The following is a 20210-nucleotide window of genomic DNA, read 5'->3' on the forward strand; positions in this document are numbered from 1 at the left end:
CACCTTGCAATGACAGTCATACGATCGTGTTTGCTTCGACATCGCCACTTTTCAAGCCCGTTTGCGCAGCGAAATACTTCCGAGATACAGGAGCGAAGTTTCGACTTGTTCTTAAGACTGCGAATGGCGAAAAAATACTGTTGCAATGGCCATTCGCGGTTTCCGGGTGGCAACTCTGGTCTAGTCTGCCCGAAATATTTCCAGGGGCGTACGGCTAGCTGCAGTGCCCTCACATATTCTGGTGGGTCCAGCCAAACCAATGCATCGGCCCGTATAATAGCTTGTGGTAAAAAGCTAGGGCCTCCTTCAAGTATCCATGCGTCTCTCTCAAGCGCTCTCGCCAGGGCAGTTTCAATCTCGATTCTAGTTCGTTTCTGCCAGTTGGTTTGGAGTTTCATTGCATCGATCGAGATCACTGGGACATCTGGACGGACCATAGCCAAATTGCTTGCAAAGTGACTTTTGCCAACGCCGTTGGTTCCGGTGACAATGATCTTCTTCAATGAAGTCTCAAGTCTTTTGGGGAATTGAGGTGCAACATAGCGATTGGTCCGTCAAAGGCAAACTGCATCTTTGTCTGTAAATGAGACGTAACCCATCGCGTCGTGCACGAAAGGTAGCAGATCGAAGGTGGTCGTCACAATTGTTGAATGTGCAACTTCACCAAAATCAGTTCATTGATGCAAGCTGATTTGCTTTCCCCGTGGTCGTGGATTGAACGCGCCTACACCTCCTCCATCATTTGGGCATGTATCGTCCCCAACTGCCCGGCAGCCGCCCTCTTTGTTGCACTGCGGAACTGAAGGTGTATGTTTTGCACCTCAAGTTCAAAACAGAGGAGTGAATACGGCATGCTGGTCCAAGACACCGCGGCAACGAGTGAAAACACTATCGAAAGCGCGGAGGACCTGTCATCGATCGCATTCGGCTTCATGGCATCCAAGTCTCTGTTTGCCGGACTGCATGTCGATATGTTTTCAGTTCTCGCTGACGGCCCCAAAACGGCCGAACAGTTGGCAGAAGCCACTGATATACCAGTCAATCGCATCGTCATTCTGACGACGGCCCTTGCCAGCGTTGGCTTGCTGGCAATCGGTGACGATAAAAAGATTTCAAATTCTCCTGCAGCGCAGAACTTTCTCTCCAAGCAGTCCCAATATGATTTTGGTGACTACCTTCGCCATCAGATCGACCAGCAGATGTATCCATTCCTGCTCCAGCTGAACGCCGTGATAAAAGGCGATTTGTCCGACGATGCCATTGCTTCCTATAGCCACTGGATGACGGACGAAGAGCAGGCTTCTGTCTATTCTGAAAGCCAGCACGCGGGCTCACTCGGACCTGGCCGGACACTTGCACGGAAAGTCGATCTTGGTGACGCGGAATCCCTCTTGGATGTTGGCGGCGGGACCGGCGCCATGACGATCAGTCTGTGCAATGAATACAAAAACTTGCACGCGACGATCATCGACTTTCCAAACGTGGCGGAAATTGGCTGGCGCTTCATTTCCGAGGCCGATCTGGTCGATCGCGTCCGGTATATTCCCGGCAATGCCATCGATGTTCAATGGCCCAGCAATCAGAACGCCATCCTGATGTCTTACCTCATGAGCGGTGTGCCGGGCGATGATGTGGAAGGGCTGCTAAAGAAGGCGTTCAATGCGCTGTCTCCAGGCGGCAAGCTGATGGTGCATGATTTCATGGTTGAAGAGGACCGGCGCGGACCGGCCCTTGCCGCTCTCTGGCAGTTGCAGCATATGGCATTTACTCCTGAGGCCCGCTCGCTGTCTGTCGGATGGCTGACAGACGCAGGCAAAAAGATGGGCTTTAAAGTCGATATCGTTGACAACCTCATTCCCGCGATGACCAAATTGGTTGTTTTCGTGAAGCCCTCCTGATCCAGAGACATCATGGCGACGTTGCAACTGCACGAAGAACCGCTACAGACCAGCTGGCTGGATGCTTATGGCCACCTGAACGAGGCCTATTATCTGGTCCCGTTCAGCAATGCGACCTGGAAGCTGCAAGACCACTTTGGGATTGGAACAGACTATTTCGACAAGACCGGTTGTGCACTCTACACGCTGGAATCGCATTTACGATATGTCGGCGAAGTCCGTGCACCTGCAACTCTCAAAATAGAGACCGCCATATTGGGGGTGGACGCAAAGCGATTGCACGTTGGTCACACCATGCTGTGCGACAGCCGTGAATGCGCCACTTTCGAATGCATGCTTCTGCATTATGACACAAAGGCGGAAAGGTCTGCCCCTTTCCCGGATGCGCCCAGAAATGCCCTGCAGGGTTCAATTCTGATGCCAACGCCTGATTGGGTGGGTCAGGCCCTTCGAAGATTGGTCTGAAGCTCGCGGGCCAAACGCTCTCTTTCAAGAAGCACAAGATCCTCAGGCACTGGTGCAGTTCACGAGTGAACGTGATCCGCCGAACACGCCGGCCTCTTGAAAGTTTCCGCATTCAATATCGGGAGATCCAGCCACGCGCCAAGAAGGCATCCGGATAGAAGGTTCCGTACCTAGTTGCCTGCCGCACGCGCTTGCACGAACCACAGCGCTAGCTGCCTTTCAGTTCAAGCAACTCATCGGTATAGACGGTCATCTGGCCCCTGCCGCGCCTCTTTGCAGCATAAAGGGCCACATCAGCCTGCCTGAGCAGTTCAGCAGGTTGCGTTGCGAATGCGATGCCTATGCTCGCTCCAAATTTGCAGGCCACATCGTTCAACTGCATGGGTTCACTGAGGTGCTCGATTATCGTGCGTCCGAGTTCATTGATCCGTTCTTTATCCGCCTTCGAAAAGACGATAACGAACTCATCTCCGCCGATGCGCACAACAGCGTCATCGTCGCCGGCAAATGCACGCAGTGACTTGGCGACGTGTTGAAGTACCAGATCCCCCATTTCGTGTCCGTGCTCGTCGTTGATCTGCTTGAAACCATCCAGGTCGAGATAAAGCAGCGCATAGTCTGCTGAGACCTCCTGGGCCTCCAGTTCAGCCATCTTCTCATCCAGGAAGCGCCGGTTGCCGAGTTTTGTCAGAAAGTCGCGCCGCGCCTGTTCTGCAAGCAGCTCCTTTGAGCGTTCCGCCTCGTGTTTGGCTTCTGCCAGGTCCCTTACAATTGCGGTCGCCCTGTGGACGTAGAGCCGCGCGGTCAACAGTGTGCATATGAAGACCAGAAGGACACCGATGGCCATCAAGGGCAACAATCGGATGCCCGGCAATGCAGGGTCCCAAATCAGGTAACCCAGTTCAGTTCCGTCAATCGTCGAGAGTTCAAACCCACCTTGCCAGTAGGTTGGCATGGAAGAGGACAGGCGCAAGTTTGGAAGGCCGTACTTTTCGCTCAACGCAGCCAGTTCGTTGCTATCCAGCGGTTGCACAAAGACAAGAACGTGGTCGGTTCGAATGTCCACATCGTCATAGGTCGTAAGAACAATCGCACCGGCCATTGAGAGATCGGTCAGATCTCCAATCAACCCGGAAACGGGCTCGGGTGCCGTAAATGCATTGCCCTCTCGCGCTTTTGTCAAAAGCGGCACTAGGCCGCTCTCGTACTGGGACAGATCAAATTCAGCTATCGCATCATCCACGATTTGAAGTTTAGGACGGTTGTTGCCGTCCAGAACATGCAAAGCCTCGACCTGAAGATTGTCCTGAAGGTAGTCGACAAAGGTTTCCTCCACCCACTGAAGGTTCAAATCCCTCACCAGGTTCTCGACAGCGCTGTCCCAGTAACCGTATTCAAGAACGACCGTTTCAAGTCGTCCCATGCGGTCGGTCAACAAGGCTCTGAAAACCTGCTGAGACTGTTCGACAGAATTCCGGTCGAGCGACCGTGTCAGAAACGCGACAAAGACCAACAAGCTGACAGCACCGATCAAGACTGTCGCCCAAAACGGTCTGGACAGTCGGCGAATTTCTGCCGCCTGGGCCTCAACTCCAACTGATTGAGTTGCAACAGTTGTGCTGCGGCCGTCTGATTGGTCAGAAGGAGACAAACCCACCCTCTTTGCAGATCTCATTCAACCATGCTCGGGATTTACTCCCTAAAACTCACCAAAAGTAAGCACTTTTAGAATTAGCATGAATTTATAACTGCTTACTTCAATCATATTACTTACCAACAAGCGACTTTCAATAAACTCCAGCACTAAGAATTACTAACAATACTTGCCATTGAATCTTAAACTAAATAATCCGCATTATTACCAATTGGACAATTTGAGATGCTCAGCGAAATTAACATCACTGCAACTTTGAGTTACCATATCGGTTGAAGAGGAGTTTTTTGAAGCCGAGCATGTCGGCTGAAAGCAATGCAGTTCAGCGCTGTGGCCCGAGGAGCGCTATGTCTCTCTCCGCCAAAAAGAGATTTGAATAGAGGTTTGCAATCCACTGACGCCCGGACGCCGTGATTTTCAGATATTGAATAGCTTTTTGAATATAGGGCGCGACGCTGTTCCAGTAGAATTGAGGATATTTCAGAACAAGATCCGCCGGGGTGTCGTAGCCAAGCTGTTTGTTGAGGCCCGCCTCTTCAAATTCGAAATAGAGGGCATTGGCCTTGCGGATGTAATGCGGATCACCGAGCTGTCCGATGAAATCGGCTGCGCGAACCAAAGTTGCATCTTCACCGAGTATTTCATTGTCGTCCGGGAACTTGCTTGGAAATCGTGACCCTTCAACCGCATCGGCGATCCGTTGAGGGTCAAGCAATCCGGTGCCGGAGATCCGTTCAAAAATATAAAGCTGCGACCGGTCAACATGGTACGGTGTCAGGGCGGCATCAGACGCCCCACGTGCCAGTTGAATCTTCTGCCCCGTGTCATCGATGACAAAGCCATCAGCATCGTCGCCGGGCAGAATGCCGCGTACATAGCCGATATCATGCGTCAGGCAGGCAACGATCACATGCGCATAATCCGTTGGCGCCATGTGAGTGTGCAATGCGCGTCCGCGCAAGATGTCATGCCCGGCCAAGGTAACCAGCATCGTGTGTTCAATATTGTGGTAGAGCGCATCGCTGTTGCCAATGCATTCCATGGCGATACGGGCAATGGAGGGCACCAGTTCAGCCAGTTCAGGATCGGACTTGCCGAACCGGCGCTGCACGTAGGCAGTCAAAAAATCGCCGAGCGCGTCGGCCGCAAGTCCCGGCACTGTCAACATTGGCGGCGCTTTCCCTGCCTGATAATGTCGAAATCAATTCATGCACTACAGTTTGGCACCTTGCCGGGCTGCTATGTCAAGCAAATGTCAGCGTTTTGGTCATTCTAAGGCTGGGCCAACGCCGCGCCTGGCAGTCTTTTGTCCAGGGCCCCGCATTTCTCTAGAGTCCCTCAAATGTTCGAAAAGCCGTCTGGTACCGGCTCAGATTTTCCTCGGCATAGGCCGCGAAGTCGAAGTCGATTTCAGAATGATGCTCTGACACCATGGACCACATCGCCTCTCTCATAAGTGCGGCGCATTTCATCGCGTGGTAACGCCGCACAAGCAGTCCGTCCGGCGAGTGGCCATAGTAGATCTCAAGTGCAAGCGCTTCCTGTTCCGGTGAGAGAGAATTGTTCGACGCAAGCCCAGCAAGGTCGAACAGTGGCGAATTGAAACCGGCATAGTCCCAGTCAATCAACCAAAGACGAATGCCGTCATCGATCAGATTGGCCGCCAGTAGATCATTGTGGCTGAAGACCATCTGGATCAAGCCGATGGTTTCTTCCAGGTGGCTCGCCTGCCACTGCAACTCCGGCAACATTGGGACATATCTGCTCCCGTCATCGCGCAAGATCCGGTCATAGTTGCGCAAAATGTGGAACACCCAGAAGGCCATGACCGGCCCTTTCAAAAACCGGGGCACGTCGTGATGACAACGGCGCAACAGGTCGACCGCACGCTGCAACATCATGGGATCTTGCAGGTCATCGACCGCAAGCGTGCGCCCCTCGATGAAGTCCAACACGATGGCATTGTCCTGTGCATAGTGCACCGCAGGCGACAGACCGGCATCGAAGGCAGCACGGCTGGCCGCGATGTCGTTGAAGCGCATGATCTGGTGCACCGGGATATCACCGCCAATCCGGGCAACGAACGTGCGCCCGCCGTCCTTCACCTTATAGCTCGTATTGGTGATCCCACCGGAAAGTGGCTCAGGGTCTATCGGCCCAGACCAGCAAGGCAGATCGAGGATGATTTCAAGCGGTTGTTCAATCAACGAAATCTCCTGTTTGTACCAAGTGTCTCAAAGGCGTCTTTCGGTGTAAATGATGTGCGATAAATCCGGCCAGCAAGTGTCGCCTTGCCAGATTGCGCCATGGCAGCAGCCACTTTCGATGGTTGCTCGAGACAGTGTCTCCCGTTTAAGCTGAAGTTTGGGGGAGTGATCACGTGACTGCGCGACAACAGGAATTTGATCTCACTGAGTTTGAGGCTTGGCTTTCAAAACAGCCCCGAAGCGTTGCGGCGGCTATTGCGCTGCGTTGTTCCCTGCGCGCATTGCCGCTTCTCCTTTTGCACCTCGAAAACGACGAGACTGCCGATGCGGCAATCCTGAAAACTTTTCGCCAAAACAACGCTGTGTTTGCCTTTGTCTGCTCCGGCGGCGAGTTCATTCGCGCTTCAGGCCTCACTTCTGTCAGTCAGGTTACGTCAAGCGAAAACCCGGCTGTCGTGAGTGGATATCAGAGCGCAGATTCTGCATTCGCCTCACCGGAAACAACGAAGGGTTCTGTCGATCCGCGTTTCAATGAAACGCAGGATGACGCGATCCGGACGCTGGCAATCCGTGCCACATTGAACGCAGTCTACATTGACAGCGACTATAACGGCTCAGCCTATGAAAAGGACGTTCTGCAACTCTATGAGGGGCTTCCTGCTGACGCTCTTGTGCAAAGCGCTCTCTGGCCGGACGCATACATGCCAGATGATGTCCTCAAAATGTGGGAAGAGCTCAAGGCGCGGCTCCTGGAAGGCGGTGCTGACTGGGACGTCTGGACACTTTGGTATGAGAAACGCCTTGCAGGCCAGCAACTGCGTGACCTGACACTGGAGATTGCACGCATCGCCTTGCCCGACCCGATGTGGACGGATGGCGCAAGCGCAGTCAACCCTGAAATCGCGAACCTACAGGAGCTTTTCGACAAGGACGGGCCAGAGGCCGTTGAGGCCCGCATGAACGAACTGCATAGTCGTTCTTCTGGAGAGGAAACCCGCTTATCTAGCAATGAGCAGCAGACCGAGGCCGAAGTCTCGTCCGAGGTGGACACCAGCGGACAAAGTGAAACCGAAGAGACCGCCACCCTGCCCCGGGTCTGGATCCTGCAGTTCAATCCGGAGGACTGGACCTCCGCTCCGGATGTGCTCAACACAGGTGAAACCTTACCCTGGAAGACCGCAAAGGCACTTCCGACGGAGATGCAGACCAATGATCCGGTCATTTATTGGCGAACACGTTCGAACGGGGGACTGGTCGGCACGGGCCGCGTCACATCGACGGAGCTTGGAACACAAACGAGCAATGACGGTCAACGAAGGTTTGAGACAGAAGTCCACGAGTTCGATCAGACGCGCCTGATCTCGCGGAAATCCGTTATCGCGGCATCAGGTATAACGCGGAAAAACTGGCAAGGTGCAGTTCTGGCTTTGCCAGAAAGCCAGGCTCTTCAACTCGACGCATTTCTGCGGACACAAAACCGCGCGCCATTGTTCAATGACAGCCAAATTCAAGCAGTTGCTCAATCCAGCCGAATGCAATCCGATGCGGCAGGATCGAATTCTCAAACGCAGGCCGATCAAACAGCCACGGGAACCGGGCAAGGAGATGCTCTTGTCGAATCTGAAACAAGTTTCGCACCCGATGACGCCGAGACGGAACGCGACGATCTTGGCAGAGGCATTCTGGCCATTGCGCTGGCCAGACGGCTGCATCTGATCTGGTGCCGGCTCAACGACGCCATGTGGCAGGAAGCGAAAGAACCGACGGAGTTTCCCCGTCGTCCGCTCTATTCTTCGGCATATTGGACAGGTGCGGGCGCAGCGGAACTAAGCGGCGGCAACGAACCGGATTCAGTTGAGCAGGCGGAGGGTTTTTCCGGAGACCGGTCACGCACCAACACACGCGCTGGATTTGTCCTGCACCTGGACGCGCCCTGGGGCGGTGGCAAAACGACCTTTGCCAACTTCCTTGCAAGAGTGCTCAACCCTACCGGATATCGGCACGGCAAGAATTCGTTTCTGACCAGAAGATACGGCGATGCAGACCTGACCACAGTCTTCCTCAGCGACCCGTTGCCAAAGGACGGCTCCACCACCGGAGATGGCCGAAATTGGCCATCCAGCGCGCGCAGACCCTGGATAGTGGTGCCTTTCAATGCCTGGCAGGCACAGCATGTCACACCGCCCTGGTGGGTCTTTTACCAATCCGTGCGCAAGCGTTGTTTTGATTCCGTAATTTATGAAGGCTGGGATCCTGAAACCGTCGATGGAGAACCGGCTCGCAAACCCGACTGGTGGCTGCGTCAGTATCTGCGCTTGCGGCTTTGGCTACCGGAAATTTTCTGGCGCCTGACAAGCCCGAAAATCGTGGCCCTGATCTCAACGGGGGTCGTCAGTCTGCTGCTTTTCTGGCTGCTCTATTTTTTCGGCATTCTGGAACTCAACACCAATGCCAAAGGCCAGAGCAGTCTCATGTTCAGCGTCGGATCGGACAAGGGTTTCGGCATTGCAGACGGCATTGGTCTCATGCTGACGGCGTTGACGGGGCTGAGTTTTCTCTGGGGGATCGGAGCCTGCTTTACAGAGTCCATTCGACCAGGCACCGACACACTTGCCGAGCGTCTGTCTCTTGGCAATGGCGACCCGTTTGAGCGTTTCCGTCGGCATTTCTACAAGACAATGAAGCGGCTGAAACGTCCCGTTCTCGTGGTGGTTGACGATCTCGATCGTTGCAGCCCGGAATTCATTGTCGACCTCGTGCGCGGTATGCAGACGCTCTTGCGCAGTCCCCGCGTCGTCTTTGTCATTCTTGGTGACCGTGACTGGATCGAGCGCGCCTTCGAAGTCCATCACAAGGACATGAACAAGGTAAGTGTCGGTCCCGAACAGACTTTCGGTGCGCGTTTCGTTGAAAAGGCAATCCAGATGTCCTTTATCCTGCCTGGCCTTATCCCGGACAGGCAAAAGGATTATGTCCGGCGCCTGCTCCTGGGCTCCAGAGCCAATCTGGACACCGAGCAGACCAAGACTTTCTCCAGCGAAACAACGCAAAACTTGCGCGTCTTCTTTCAACAAGCGGTTCAACAACCTGCCGCACCAGTGCTGGACAGCGAAGCTCTCAAGGCACAGGTCCGCAGCGCAGCTACAACCGCATCGACCGCTACGGATTTCAGCAACACCTCTGATTCCAAGGCCGCCCCGACCGCGGACTTGAAGAGCGCTCTTGAAAACACCGAAGCCTTCGATGACTGGTTTAAGGACGAATTCACAATCCACGCGGCCTCCGACGAGGAGGTTGAGGCGGAAATCTCCCATCGGCTCGAACCCTTGGCCGATCACCTTCCGGCGAACCCGCGCCAGATCAAACGCATCATCAATGGCGTGACGATGTATAACGCAGTCGCGTTCCGACAACGCGACTTGCCGCCTGACGATGAACGCTGGCTACAGCTTGCCCGCTGGATTGTGATCATGACCGAGTGGCCAAAAACCTGGCGGCTATTGGCCTCTTATCCGTCCTTGACGGACCTGCTCAGTGAGCAGAACCCCAAACAGGCATACAAGAAGCTCATGAAAAACAAGGGGGTTGCGGCTGAACTCCCCGATTCAGAAGACGCAACTCTGGCTGAGGTTGAGCGCATCAAAGGCGACGCCAAACTGCTTGCTTTGCTCCTGGGCAATGACGATAGCGAAGCACTTGATCGCAACGCCATCGTCGATCTCGTTAGCCTTACTCCGTTGCACAGCCGCGCAGCAGAACCGGAAGCACCTTCGGCAAAAAAAGAGGCAGATAAATGAGCCCCTTCAGGCTTCGTGCACAATTTCCCGTGTCTCACGAAAAGTGACATCAGGGAACTTCTCGGTAACGTGTCCGATTTCCCAGGCATTCTTGAAGAGAAACACCGGCTTGTCATCACGGTCATTTGCGACTGACATGCGGTGTCCCTCAATGATCTTCTGCAAGGTCTGACCGTCGGTTTCGATCCAGCGTGCCGTGGAATACGGCACGGTTTCAAAGCCGATTTCTGTCCCGTATTCCGCCTTAAGCCTGTCGACCACGACATCGAGCTGCAGCGCGCCCACGACGCCAACAATCCAGTTTGAACCGAGGTCCGGCTTGAAGATCTGCACAAGGCCTTCCTCTGCCAGATCCTGAAGGCCCTGGCGCATCTGCTTGACACGCATCGTGTCGGAAAGGCGCACACGACGCAGAATTTCCGGAGCAAAGGCAGGCAAGCCGGTGACGTGGATATTCTCGCCTTCGGTTAACGTGTCGCCGACACGCAGCTGGCCATGGTTGGGAACCCCGATCACGTCGCCAGGATAGGCAAGATCCGCGATCTCACGCTCCTCGGCAAAGAAGAAGATCGGTGCTGACACTGCGATCTGTTTGTTGGCTCGCACATGTTTCAGCTTCATGCCGCGCTTGAACGTGCCTGAACACAACCTCACAAAGGCAATCCGGTCCCTGTGTTTGGGATCCATATTGGCCTGTACCTTGAAGACGAAACCCGTGACCTTGTCTTCTGCCGGCATGATCGTGCGCCCGCCGGTGGCAGGTTGGGAATGGGGTGCCGGAGCAAAGTCCGCGATGAAGTCGAGAATTTCCTCAATGCCGTAGTCGCGCAAAGCGGAGCCGAAAAAGACAGGGGTCAAATGACCTTCCAGAAAGCTTTCCTGGTCGAATTCGGCGTAGCCTTCTGCACCGAGTTCAACGTTTTCCGTCAGCTCTTCCATGATCCGATCAAAGACGACGTCGGTCAAAGCGCCGTCATCAAGACCCGAGACTTCCTTCGTTTGGGCAAAAGCACCACCGCGCTCGCCCTCCGACGTATGGAATTTCTTTTTCTGCCAGTCATAAACGCCAAAGAAATCCGATCCCATGCCCACCGGCCAGGTCTGCGGGCTCACGTCCAGCGCGAGCGCTTCCTGCACCTCATCGAGGATCTCAAGTGCGTGGCGGCCTTCACGGTCGATCTTGTTGACGAAAGTGATGATCGGGATATCGCGCAAGCGACAGACTTCGAACAGCTTTCGGGTCTGGGTCTCAATGCCTTTTGCGGCATCGATCACCATGATCGCAGCATCAACAGCCGTCAGGGTGCGATAGGTGTCTTCCGAGAAGTCCTCGTGTCCTGGTGTATCGAGCAGGTTGTAGACAATTCCCTTGCGCTCAAACGTCATGACGGATGACGAAACCGAGATGCCGCGTTCCTGCTCGATCTTCATCCAGTCTGACCGTGCCCGGCGCCGTTCACCGCGTGCCCTCACCTGCCCCGCAGCGCGGATCGCACCACCGGACAACAGCAGCTTTTCGGTCAAGGTCGTCTTACCGGCATCCGGGTGGGAAATGATCGCAAACGTGCGACGGTCCTGAAACGGTGCCTTGCCGTTGAGGCTGGACATAAAGAACTCCTGAATGCCTTGTCCGGCGAGGCTGCGCAAACGCATCGGTTGAAACCGGGGCGCAACTTCAATCAATGGGGCCGGAAGGATTGATGTTTCGTTGGCGCAAGTTCATAGAGAGAATCCGGCAAAATTTCCAGTCTTGATTCATTGTCGACCAAGTTGCACCGGGGAGAAACGCGTGAGCCGAACCAAATGCCTGATCATCGGGATCGCAATGACCGCCGTCACCGCAGCCATTCTTCTGGCCATGGGGCGCATTCCCATTTGCGAGTGCGGCTATGTCCTCTTTTGGACACCGGCGGACGATGTCGCCGGTTCCTCGCAGCATATTGCCGACTGGTACACGTTCTCCCACATCATTCACGGTTTTATCTTTTACTGGCTGCTGTGGCTGCTCTTCCGTCGCAACTCTGTTGCAGAGCGGGCGCTTGGTGCGATCCTGATCGAGGCGGCCTGGGAAATCGCAGAGAACAGCCCCTGGATTATCGATCGCTACCGCGAAGCAACCATTGCCGTCGGATATACCGGCGACAGTGTTCTGAATTCCGTCTTCGATATTGTTTGGATGCTTGCCGGGTTCTTCTTTGCAGCGCGCATGCCGGTTTGGGTGACCATTCTGACTGCCATCGCTTTTGAACTGCTGGCACTTTGGGTCATTCGGGACAATCTGACCCTGAACGTCCTGATGCTTGTATACCCGGTTGAGGCCATCAAGGTCTGGCAAGGCGGGTAACCGTGCCCTAAGGGCCCCTTGCAGCACCAGAGGCAATACTGCGCGGGCCTAAAGCTGAAACAGTTTGTGTTTTTTCAACAGCTCGATCAGTACTTCACGGGCGTGTTGCCGGTGACTTCTGTGACGTTCACGCGCCTCGTTGGCATAGCCCTTCTTGATCGCGGCGTAGACAGCCCTGTGGTCTTCGTTGGACTTGACCGGAAGGGGACGAATATAGAGCGTCATGGCGCGGGCTCGGCGGACCTGGTTCGCCATCATGGACACGATGGATTCCACGCGTGAATTGCCGCCCAATCTCACGAGCTCGTCGTGAAAAGCGTCATCCGCGATTGCCCAGGCTTCACGATCTTCACGTCCCAGCGCTTCTTCCATGGCCTCGATCGATTGCTTCAGTGCACTGAGATCTTCATCAGAGTATCCCTTGTCAGCGGCTTGTTCCGCGGACAGGCTCTCAAGTTCCGTCAGCACAGCATAGATCTCTTCCATGTCTCTCAGCGACAGGGTCGAGATCCTTACGCCCTTGCGGGGCCGCACTTCCAAAAGCCCCTGCTGGGCAAGCATCAGCGTTGCTTCACGTACAGGTGTCCGGGACATGCCCAGGCGATCCGCCAATTCGCTTTCCAAATGATCGGAGCCAGCTGCCAATTCACCGTCGAAAATCAATTGACGGATCTTTTCCATCGCCTGGGTGGTGATCGTTTTTGGTTTTGGCGCCTCAAGCATGGGCAAACTCCCGGATTTTCGTCCCCAGGCGGTTCGATTCGTAGATCGCCTGTTCGATCGCGATCACCTTCAAATACGCGCGCGCCTCATTTTCAAGCGGCATTCCGTCCAACACACCGTCGACAACATGGTCTATCAGATTCTTCACGCAATCGCCGCCAAAGCCATTCCAGTTCTGAGCAGCCAGGAGAATGCTTGGCTTCACATCGCCAAAGTGGCGTAGTCTTACAGACCCATCGCCCGACAAGGTCAGAGTCCCTTCGGTCCCCTCAATCAGAGCTTCTCCAAGTGTCGTGCGGCAGTTTTCGGCAGCGTGATCCAAAAGACGGTTGCCATCGAAGAGTGCGCGAACTCCATTGGCATAATCAAAGACGAAATAGCCTGCATCTTCGCCCTTGATTGCCGGATTGAGACGGCGCAAATCGGCATACACAGCCTCCGGCTCACCAAGCAGATACCGGAAAGTGTCGACCCAGTGAACACCGGTTTCATGAATGAGCAGTTTCGGCATTTTCTGAAAATAGGGCTGACGATCGAGATAGGCGCGCGGCCCTTGCCCGTCTCCTGTTCTCAGCCGGAATGTGACCTGTAGAACGTCTCCGATCAGACGATCGTCAAGTGCCTGATGGATGGTTCTATACCAGGGTTGAAAGCGGAAGTTTTCGTGGACAACAACCGTAACACCGGTGGCCTCGGCCAGTTCAGTTGCCTCTTTTGCTTCTTCCAGAGAAGTGCAGAACGGCTTTTGACAGATTATCGCCTTCACACCCTTTGCGATTGCCAGCTTGATGGCCTCGAAGTGCGTCGGTGGCGGCGTGATGATATCGAGCAGATCCGGGTTGGCCATCTTGAGCATGTGCTCCAGATCGCCAAAGGCGGTCAGACCCGTGGCCTTGGCTTTTTCCCGGTCCCGGTCGCAGGAGCCCACCAGGCGGACGCGCGCGTTCCGTCGCCAGGCATCATAATGAAATTGAGCAAAGTAGCCTGCGCCAAGGCAGGCAACACGCAAGGCTTCACCACCGTTTCTTGTCAATTGCTTCCTCCCGCCGGCTGACACCCGATGTCTGAGTGCGCCGCCTACTGGCAGTCTCGTCGATCAGAGCCGGCTTTCGCCGATCAAACAAGATCAGCGCGTTCATTGTTGGATTTTTGATAGTCGACATTTCCCAAGTTGACAAGGGATTGATTTACGTATACGCAATCGAATGTGTAAATCGATACGGCCTTTTGGAGCGGCCGTGGGAGGAGACCGAAATGCTTGATAAGAAGAGTTTGAGCCGTCTGTTGCTGAGCGCGGCAATCCTTGCTGCCGGTATGGGTGGCGCACATGCTGTGGAAACCCTGCGTTTCAGCCACACCGACAATCCGGGCGGTTCCCGCCAGGCGGCGGCAGAACTGTTCGCTGAAAAGGTTGCTGAATACACGGACGGCCGTTACGAAGTTCAGATCTTCCCGTCCGGGCAGCTCGCCAACGATCCGAAGGCGATCGAGCTGCTGCAATTGGGCGGTCTAGACTTTACCGTGTCCGCAACAGGTTCCTATGCGACCCATATGCCAACCCTGAACCTGACGGCCATGCCGTTTCTGGTCGATACCTACGAGCAGGGCTGGGAACTTTACGACAATTCCGAGTGGTTGCAGGGTGAGTTCGCGAAACTTCCCGAAAAGGGTTTCCGTGTCCTGAGCACCTGGGAAGCCGGCTTCCGCAGCTTCACGACCAATGAGCCGCTGGCGTCTCCGACCGACGCGGAATCCATGAAAATGCGCGTCTTTCCGAACGACATGATCCGCTGGTCGATGGAAGCCATCGGTTTCCAGACAGTGGTTATGCCGATCACTGATGTTTACCTCTCCATTCAGCAGGGCATCGTCAACGGCCAGGAAAACCCGGTCGATACGATCAAGTCGCTCCGCTTTTATGAAGTTGCGCCGAACATCACGCTGACGCGTCACGTCTATAGCCCGCTGCCTTTGACAATTGCGGAAAAGACCTGGCAGTCCTTCTCTGATGAAGACAAGGAAGCCGTGTTGAAAGCTGCTGCGGAATCCGCAACTTTCAGCCGCAACCTCGTCAAGAGCTCTGTTGAGAGCCAGCTTGCCGAGATGACCGAAGAAGGTGCAACGGTCAGCGTTCCGGAAATCGGACCGTTCCGCGATGCCGTCCAGTCGGTTTATTCAAAAGCCAAGGACGTTTACGGCGACGAAGCTGTCGACAAGATCCTGGCCGACGCGGCTGCGATCCGCGAAGCACTCCCCGCCCAGAACTGATCAAGCACTTCGGGCGACAACTAGCCGGGACTCTCAGGGTCCCGGCCCTTTCCTAAAAGAGAAGAGCCTTGGATTACCGAGAGCATTATCCGGCTGTGCTGCGCTGGCTCAGCCATATGGTCGATTTTTGCCTGGCGCTTGGCGGATTTGCGATCGTCACACTGGTGTTCTGCAACGCTTCCCTTCGCGGATTTGCCGGGTTTGACCTGGCATGGTCTCTGGAAGTCACCAGCTTTCTGCTGCTGTGGAGCACCTTTTTCGGCTGCGCGGCGGCCATTGCACGCGGTGCACATATGCGCGTTACCGAGATTGTCGAAAAACTGGTTCCAATGCTCGGTCAGCGCATTTTGTCGATTGCGATCGACGTCGTCATCGCGATTCTTTTGATCAGCCTGATCTACACCGGGTACAACATTTCCGTTCATACCTGGGCGCAGAAGACCACAGTGCTCTACTGGCCGGTCGGACTGCTTTATGCCTCCATGCCCGCCGGCATGGCGCTGACGCTGATCTTCCATCTGTTCAACATGGTGTTCGACATTAGAAACCCTGTCGTGCCTCATGCATCCCATTCTGACGGCGGGGAGGCCCTTTAATGATACTGATCTTTGTAGTGGCGGTCTTCCTGACCTCTGTCTTCATCGGTATTCCGCTTGTTTGGGCTATTCTGCTCACCGCCGTTCTGCCGATCATCGTCTTTGATCTTGGATATCCGCTTCAGGCGCTGTTCCTCAATTTCATCGGCGGTGTGGAACCGAACCACTTCCTGGCCATTCCGCTTTTCATCGTGGCTGGCGAAATGATGAGCCGCGGCGGCGTTGGCCTGCGCATCATCGGCTTTGCCCGCGCAGCTTTCGGCTTCATGGCGGGTGGGCTCGGCATGGTCGTCGTTGGCGCTTCCATGATCTTCGGCGGCATTTCCGGCTCGGCAATTGCAGATTCTGCAGCCATCGGCTCGGTGATGATCAAGAACATGTCGCGAGAGGGTTACAACACGGCGTTTGCAGCGGGCCTCGTCGCAGCTGCGGGAACCATCGGCATCATCATTCCACCGTCCATTCCCATGCTCATCTACGGTTTTGTCGGCAACGTATCCGTCGCGGATCTCTTCCTTGGCGGCATGATCCCCGGCGTCTTGTTCGGCGCGCTCTTCATGGCAGTTTGCTACTACGTGGGCAAAACGACCAATTGCGATCCGGGCGGGCGAACAACAACGCTGAAGGAGTTGACATCGTCCTTTATCGGCACGGCCCCTGCCCTTTTCATGCCGATCCTGATCCTTGGTGGTATCTTCACCGGCTGGGTCACGCCGACGGAGGCTGCAGCTCTCGCCGTTGTCTATGGTCTATTCGTGACGACAGTCGTCTATCGCGACTTCAAGATCAGGGATCTGCCGCGCCTTTTGATCGATTCCTTCGTTACCAGTTCGGTGGTGATGGTCGTGATCGGTGCAACCACCGTGCTCGGCTGGCTGATAACCCTGGAACAGATGCCCCAGATCCTGGTTGCCTTCGTTCAGGAGTTCTCCTCCGGCCCGTGGATGTTCCTGTTGCTGGTCAACATCGTGCTGCTCATTCTGGGCCTCGTGCTTGACCCGGTTCCCGCCATCCTGCTGACCGCACCTTTGTTCCTGCCAACGGCCAAGGCCTTTGGCGTCGACCCGGTGCATCTTGGCGTGATCATGACCTGTAACGTTGCCGTGGGCCTGTTCACACCGCCGGTGGGTGCAACGCTCTACGTTGCCTCGCGGATTTCCGGTGTTGGCGTGCTCTCGATTGCCAGAAAAATGGCACATCTTTACATCGCGGCTATCATCGCGCTCCTTGCAGTCACCTACATACCGGCCGTCTCAATGAGTATGGTGCATCTGTTCCGGTGAGGAGGAGTTGAAACGATGTTTGCAGTAACCGTGCTGTTTCGCATCAAGGACGGGCAAATGAATGCCTTCATGCCCCTGATGATCGCAAATGCACAAACCTCGGTGAAAGACGAACCAGGGTGCAGACAGTTTGATGTCTGCACCGATCCGGATCTGCCGGGTGAGGTTTTCCTTTATGAAATCTATGAAGATGTTGCTGCATTCCAGTTTCATCTTGCGACCGACCATTTCAAGGACTTCGATGCCAGGGTCTCCGACATGATTGCCGAAAAATCCGTCAAGACATTTCAGAAGGTGGACGCATGACCCCCTGGGAAGTCTTCGCAGTCAAATATGCCGACCGGAATGCCAGGACGCGCAAGGACAGTTTTCTGTTCGATGACAATCACAATCAGCCCCACGACATGGACTATTTCATCTGGGTGCTGCGTCAGCGTGACGAAATCCTGCTGGTCGACACCGGATACGACCAGGAAGAAGGCGATCGGCGCGGCCGGCCCATTCGGCTGAACCCGGCTGAGGCACTGGCGCCGCTTGGCATCGTGCCTGAAGACGTGACAACCATCATCGTGACGCATCTTCACTACGATCATGCAGGCGGCCTGCGGCATTTCCCAAACGCCACAATTCATCTCCAGGCGGCAGAAATGGCATATGCCACAGGCCCCTGCATGTGCCATGGAACCTTGAACGCGCCCTTCACGGCTGACCATATCTGCGAAGCCGTTCAAAGGCTTTATTCGGGACGGGTCATCTTTCATGAGGGGGACGGCGAAGTTCGCGAAGGTGTGACGGTTCACCGGACCGGAGGGCATAGTGACGGACTGCAGGTCGTGCGCGTCCTGACCGAAGCCGGCTGGTTGTGCCTCGCCTCCGACGCGTCTCACTATTATGAAAACTTCCTGGAGGAAAAACCCTTTCCGATCGTGGTCAACCTTGGCGACATGCTTAACGGGTTCAAGACCATTCAGCGTCTTGCCAGCTCGAAGGAGCTCGTCATTCCCGGGCATGACCCACTCGTGCGCAAATTGTTTCCTTCCCACGGTCCGGACCACATCGTTCGCCTCGACCGGGGCCCGGAAAAGGTGTTCCTGCCATGAAGCTTGGTGTCATTGCCGACGATTTTACCGGCGCATCCGACATCGCGCTGATGCTGTCTGAAGGTGGCATGCCGACCGCACAATTCGTCGGTGTCCCGGAGCACAGCATTGACGATCATATCGAGGCAGGAGTTGTCGGTCTCAAGTCACGCACCATTGCGGCCGCTGATGCCGTTGCAATATCGCTGGAAGCCTGTGACTGGCTGTTGAGCCAGGGCTGCCAGCAAATCATTTTCAAGGTTTGCTCGACTTTCGATTCCACCGACGCAGGCAATATTGGCCCGGTAACCGAAGCATTGGCGGATCGGCTTGGTGAAGACACTGTTCTGGTCTGCCCGGCATTTCCCGAAAACGGACGCTCAGTCTATCAGGGGCATCTCTTCGTCAAGGACGTTCTTTTGAGCGAAAGCGGTATGCAGCACCATCCGCTGACGCCCATGACCGATCCCGACATTCGGCGTGTGCTCGCACGGCAAACTTCGCGATCCGTGAAGCACATCTCTGTTTCCGACGTCTGGGCCGGTCCGGATGCCGTAATCCAAAGCGCTTCAAAGGCCGGCAAGGCCATGGTCGTCGTCGATGCTGTCCGCAACGAAGACCTGATGACTTTCGGCCGCGCCGCGGCGTCACGGAAACTTCTGACCGGCGGTTCGGGCATCGCCCTTGGCCTGCCACAGAACTTCGGGTTTCAACCTGAAACGTCTTCCTGGGCAGGGGTCTCCGGCAAGGCCGTTGTCCTGTCCGGCTCCTGTTCAGCAGCCACTCGCGGCCAAGTGGCTGCCTACAAGGCCAGTGCGCCGTCGCGCGAACTGAATGCAGACGACATCATGTCTCAAAGGCTGTCGCTGCAGGAGGTCGTCGAGTGGGCGATCCGTCAGGATACCGCTCCCCTTCTTTATTCTTCAGCAGATCCTGCAATCGTTGCCGCCGCACAGGACAAATACGGCCGTGAGAAAAGTGCGGATGCAATCGAGAAAGTCTTTGCCAACCTTGCTGCTGCCTTGTCGCATGAAGGGGTCAAAAGGATCGTGGTTGCCGGAGGAGAGACCTCAGGAGCTGTTGTCTCGGGCCTCCAGGCAGACACGCTTGAGATCGGTCCCAAGATCGCAGCGGGCGTTCCCGCATTGAAGGTTGCCGGACGCCCCCTCGCCCTTGCCCTGAAGTCAGGCAATTTCGGCGGACCTGAATTCTTTTCCGAAGCGCTTTCTGTTCTGGAGGGCCGGGTATGAGCGAAATCGCCTCGGCACGTGAGCAGGTCTGTCTTGTGGCGAAATCCATGTTTGACCGTGGTTTGACACACGGATCGACGGGCAATATCTCGCTGCGGCTGTCCGACGGCACCCTGCTGGTCACACCAACAGGGTCTTCCATGGGGTTTCTGGATCCGGCACGGATCAGTCATGTGTCCGAAAAGGGCGACCTTTTGTCAGGCGACAAGCCGACAAAGGAAATCCCGCTTCATACCGCCTTTTATGAGACCCGCAGCAACACCGGTGCGGTTGTTCATCTTCATTCCTGTCATTCGGTCGCGCTCACACTTTTGCCGGACATCGATCCGGAAAACGTCCTGCCGACATTGACACCTTACGGGATCATGCAGCTCGGCAAGGTGAAACTGTTGCCCTTCTTTGTGCCAGGCGACCCGGCGATGGGCGAAGCGGTGCGAGGTCTGGCGGGAAAACGATCGGCAGTCCTGCTTGCCAATCACGGCCCCGTGGTGGCCGGCAAGGATCTGACCGCCGCAGTTTACGCAATGGAAGAGTTGGAAGCCACGGCCCGGCTGGCACTGCTTTTGCGCGGAACCGGAGCCATATCTCTCACACCGGATCAGATTGGCCAGGTGGTTGAGCGTTTTGACGTTGATTGGAATTGAGG

The 20210-nt window shown here is 55.4% G+C and carries 17 protein-coding genes; 11 read left to right on the top strand and 6 right to left on the bottom strand.

From position 1 onward, the window contains the following. Positions 1 to 851 precede the first annotated feature (851 nt). Together FIV00_RS21905 and FIV00_RS21910 are read left to right on the top strand one after the other, a co-directional pair. Positions 852 to 1898, top strand: a complete 1047-nt coding sequence (locus tag FIV00_RS21905) for a methyltransferase (protein WP_152502750.1) — start codon at positions 852 to 854, stop codon at positions 1896 to 1898. A gap of 12 nt (positions 1899 to 1910) precedes the next feature. Next, positions 1911 to 2363: a thioesterase family protein gene (locus FIV00_RS21910; protein WP_152502751.1), complete on the top strand. Its 453-nt coding sequence runs from the start codon at positions 1911 to 1913 to the stop codon at positions 2361 to 2363. Positions 2364 to 2571: 208 nt separating this feature from the next. Here the strand turns inward: FIV00_RS21910 and FIV00_RS21915 are convergent, their stop codons facing one another. The 3 genes from FIV00_RS21915 to FIV00_RS21925 all read right to left on the bottom strand — a co-directional run bounded on the left by FIV00_RS21915 (position 2572) and on the right by FIV00_RS21925 (position 6224). Then, complete coding sequence (locus tag FIV00_RS21915) at positions 2572 to 4038, bottom strand: diguanylate cyclase (RefSeq protein WP_152502752.1); 1467 nt, start codon at positions 4036 to 4038, stop codon at positions 2572 to 2574. A 301-nt stretch (positions 4039 to 4339) separates the two neighbouring features. Beyond that, positions 4340 to 5185 carry a metal-dependent phosphohydrolase gene (locus tag FIV00_RS21920; protein ID WP_152502753.1) on the bottom strand — a complete coding sequence of 282 codons (846 nt, stop codon included), beginning with the start codon at positions 5183 to 5185 and terminating at the stop codon, positions 4340 to 4342. Positions 5186 to 5345: 160 nt separating this feature from the next. After that, complete coding sequence (locus FIV00_RS21925) at positions 5346 to 6224, bottom strand: choline kinase family protein (protein WP_247649268.1); 879 nt, start codon at positions 6222 to 6224, stop codon at positions 5346 to 5348. Positions 6225 to 6397: 173 nt separating this feature from the next. Here FIV00_RS21925 and FIV00_RS21930 point away from each other — a divergent pair, with 173 nt between their 5' ends. Next, positions 6398 to 10021 carry a P-loop NTPase fold protein gene (locus FIV00_RS21930; protein WP_152502754.1) on the top strand — a complete coding sequence of 1208 codons (3624 nt, stop codon included), beginning with the start codon at positions 6398 to 6400 and terminating at the stop codon, positions 10019 to 10021. A 6-nt stretch (positions 10022 to 10027) separates the two neighbouring features. On the opposite strand, the gene FIV00_RS21935 is transcribed toward FIV00_RS21930, so the two are convergent. Beyond that, positions 10028 to 11629, bottom strand: coding sequence for a peptide chain release factor 3 (locus FIV00_RS21935; protein WP_152502755.1), 1602 nt, complete (start codon positions 11627 to 11629; stop codon positions 10028 to 10030). 217 nt (positions 11630 to 11846) lie between these two features. On the opposite strand from FIV00_RS21935, the gene FIV00_RS21940 reads away from it, so the two are divergent. Continuing rightward, positions 11847 to 12365 carry a DUF2585 domain-containing protein gene (locus tag FIV00_RS21940; RefSeq protein ID WP_209007069.1) on the top strand — a complete coding sequence of 173 codons (519 nt, stop codon included), beginning with the start codon at positions 11847 to 11849 and terminating at the stop codon, positions 12363 to 12365. A 48-nt stretch (positions 12366 to 12413) separates the two neighbouring features. On the opposite strand, the gene FIV00_RS21945 is transcribed toward FIV00_RS21940, so the two are convergent. Both FIV00_RS21945 and FIV00_RS21950 read right to left on the bottom strand, forming a co-directional pair. Then, entirely contained in the window at positions 12414 to 13088 is a 675-nt protein-coding gene (locus FIV00_RS21945; RefSeq protein ID WP_152502757.1) for a GntR family transcriptional regulator, read from the bottom strand. Then, complete coding sequence (locus tag FIV00_RS21950; protein WP_152502758.1) at positions 13081 to 14121, bottom strand: Gfo/Idh/MocA family protein; 1041 nt, start codon at positions 14119 to 14121, stop codon at positions 13081 to 13083. Before FIV00_RS21950 ends, FIV00_RS21945 begins: the two co-directional genes overlap by 8 nt. Positions 14122 to 14342: 221 nt before the next feature. Between FIV00_RS21950 and FIV00_RS21955 the strand changes: the two genes are divergently transcribed. The 7 genes from FIV00_RS21955 (at position 14343) to otnC (ending at position 20208) form a co-directional block, all read left to right on the top strand. After that, positions 14343 to 15356 (top strand): TRAP transporter substrate-binding protein, encoded by a 1014-nt coding sequence (locus FIV00_RS21955; RefSeq protein WP_152502759.1) that lies wholly within the window; start codon positions 14343 to 14345, stop codon positions 15354 to 15356. Between the two features lie 68 nt (positions 15357 to 15424). Next, positions 15425 to 15952, top strand: a complete 528-nt coding sequence (locus FIV00_RS21960; protein WP_209006663.1) for a TRAP transporter small permease — start codon at positions 15425 to 15427, stop codon at positions 15950 to 15952. Continuing rightward, entirely contained in the window at positions 15952 to 17235 is a 1284-nt protein-coding gene (locus tag FIV00_RS21965; protein ID WP_152502760.1) for a TRAP transporter large permease, read from the top strand. The genes FIV00_RS21960 and FIV00_RS21965 overlap by 1 nt, the downstream gene beginning before the upstream one ends. Before the next feature lie 15 nt (positions 17236 to 17250). Next, a complete protein-coding gene (locus tag FIV00_RS21970) occupies positions 17251 to 17541 on the top strand; it encodes a putative quinol monooxygenase (RefSeq protein WP_152502761.1) in 291 nt (96 codons plus the stop codon). Continuing rightward, complete coding sequence (locus tag FIV00_RS21975) at positions 17538 to 18335, top strand: N-acyl homoserine lactonase family protein (RefSeq protein WP_152502762.1); 798 nt, start codon at positions 17538 to 17540, stop codon at positions 18333 to 18335. The genes FIV00_RS21970 and FIV00_RS21975 overlap by 4 nt, the downstream gene beginning before the upstream one ends. After that, positions 18332 to 19564 carry a 3-oxo-tetronate kinase gene (gene otnK / locus FIV00_RS21980; RefSeq protein ID WP_152502763.1) on the top strand — a complete coding sequence of 411 codons (1233 nt, stop codon included), beginning with the start codon at positions 18332 to 18334 and terminating at the stop codon, positions 19562 to 19564. The genes FIV00_RS21975 and otnK overlap by 4 nt, the downstream gene beginning before the upstream one ends. Then, positions 19561 to 20208, top strand: coding sequence for a 3-oxo-tetronate 4-phosphate decarboxylase (otnC, locus tag FIV00_RS21985; protein ID WP_152502764.1), 648 nt, complete (start codon positions 19561 to 19563; stop codon positions 20206 to 20208). The genes otnK and otnC overlap by 4 nt, the downstream gene beginning before the upstream one ends. The last annotated feature ends 2 nt before the right edge of the window (positions 20209 to 20210 follow it).

This window comes from Labrenzia sp. THAF82 (assembly GCF_009363435.1).
GTDB lineage: Bacteria > Pseudomonadota > Alphaproteobacteria > Rhizobiales > Stappiaceae > Roseibium > Roseibium porphyridii.

Bases quoted from the DNA above. Each gene is read 5' to 3' on its own strand.
- FIV00_RS21905 (WP_152502750.1), top strand. From the start codon at position 852: ATGCTGGTCCAAGACACCGCGGCAACGAGTGAAAACACTATCGAAAGC.
- otnK (WP_152502763.1), top strand. From the start codon at position 18,332: ATGAAGCTTGGTGTCATTGCCGACGATTTTACCGGCGCATCCGACATC.
- FIV00_RS21945 (WP_152502757.1), bottom strand. From the start codon at position 13,088: ATGCTTGAGGCGCCAAAACCAAAAACGATCACCACCCAGGCGATGGAA.
- FIV00_RS21935 (WP_152502755.1), bottom strand. From the start codon at position 11,629: ATGTCCAGCCTCAACGGCAAGGCACCGTTTCAGGACCGTCGCACGTTT.
- FIV00_RS21970 (WP_152502761.1), top strand. From the start codon at position 17,251: ATGTTTGCAGTAACCGTGCTGTTTCGCATCAAGGACGGGCAAATGAAT.
- FIV00_RS21955 (WP_152502759.1), top strand. From the start codon at position 14,343: ATGCTTGATAAGAAGAGTTTGAGCCGTCTGTTGCTGAGCGCGGCAATC.
- FIV00_RS21940 (WP_209007069.1), top strand. From the start codon at position 11,847: ATGACCGCCGTCACCGCAGCCATTCTTCTGGCCATGGGGCGCATTCCC.
- FIV00_RS21915 (WP_152502752.1), bottom strand. From the start codon at position 4,038: ATGAGATCTGCAAAGAGGGTGGGTTTGTCTCCTTCTGACCAATCAGAC.
- FIV00_RS21910 (WP_152502751.1), top strand. From the start codon at position 1,911: ATGGCGACGTTGCAACTGCACGAAGAACCGCTACAGACCAGCTGGCTG.
- FIV00_RS21975 (WP_152502762.1), top strand. From the start codon at position 17,538: ATGACCCCCTGGGAAGTCTTCGCAGTCAAATATGCCGACCGGAATGCC.
- FIV00_RS21920 (WP_152502753.1), bottom strand. From the start codon at position 5,185: ATGTTGACAGTGCCGGGACTTGCGGCCGACGCGCTCGGCGATTTTTTG.
- FIV00_RS21965 (WP_152502760.1), top strand. From the start codon at position 15,952: ATGATACTGATCTTTGTAGTGGCGGTCTTCCTGACCTCTGTCTTCATC.
- otnC (WP_152502764.1), top strand. From the start codon at position 19,561: ATGAGCGAAATCGCCTCGGCACGTGAGCAGGTCTGTCTTGTGGCGAAA.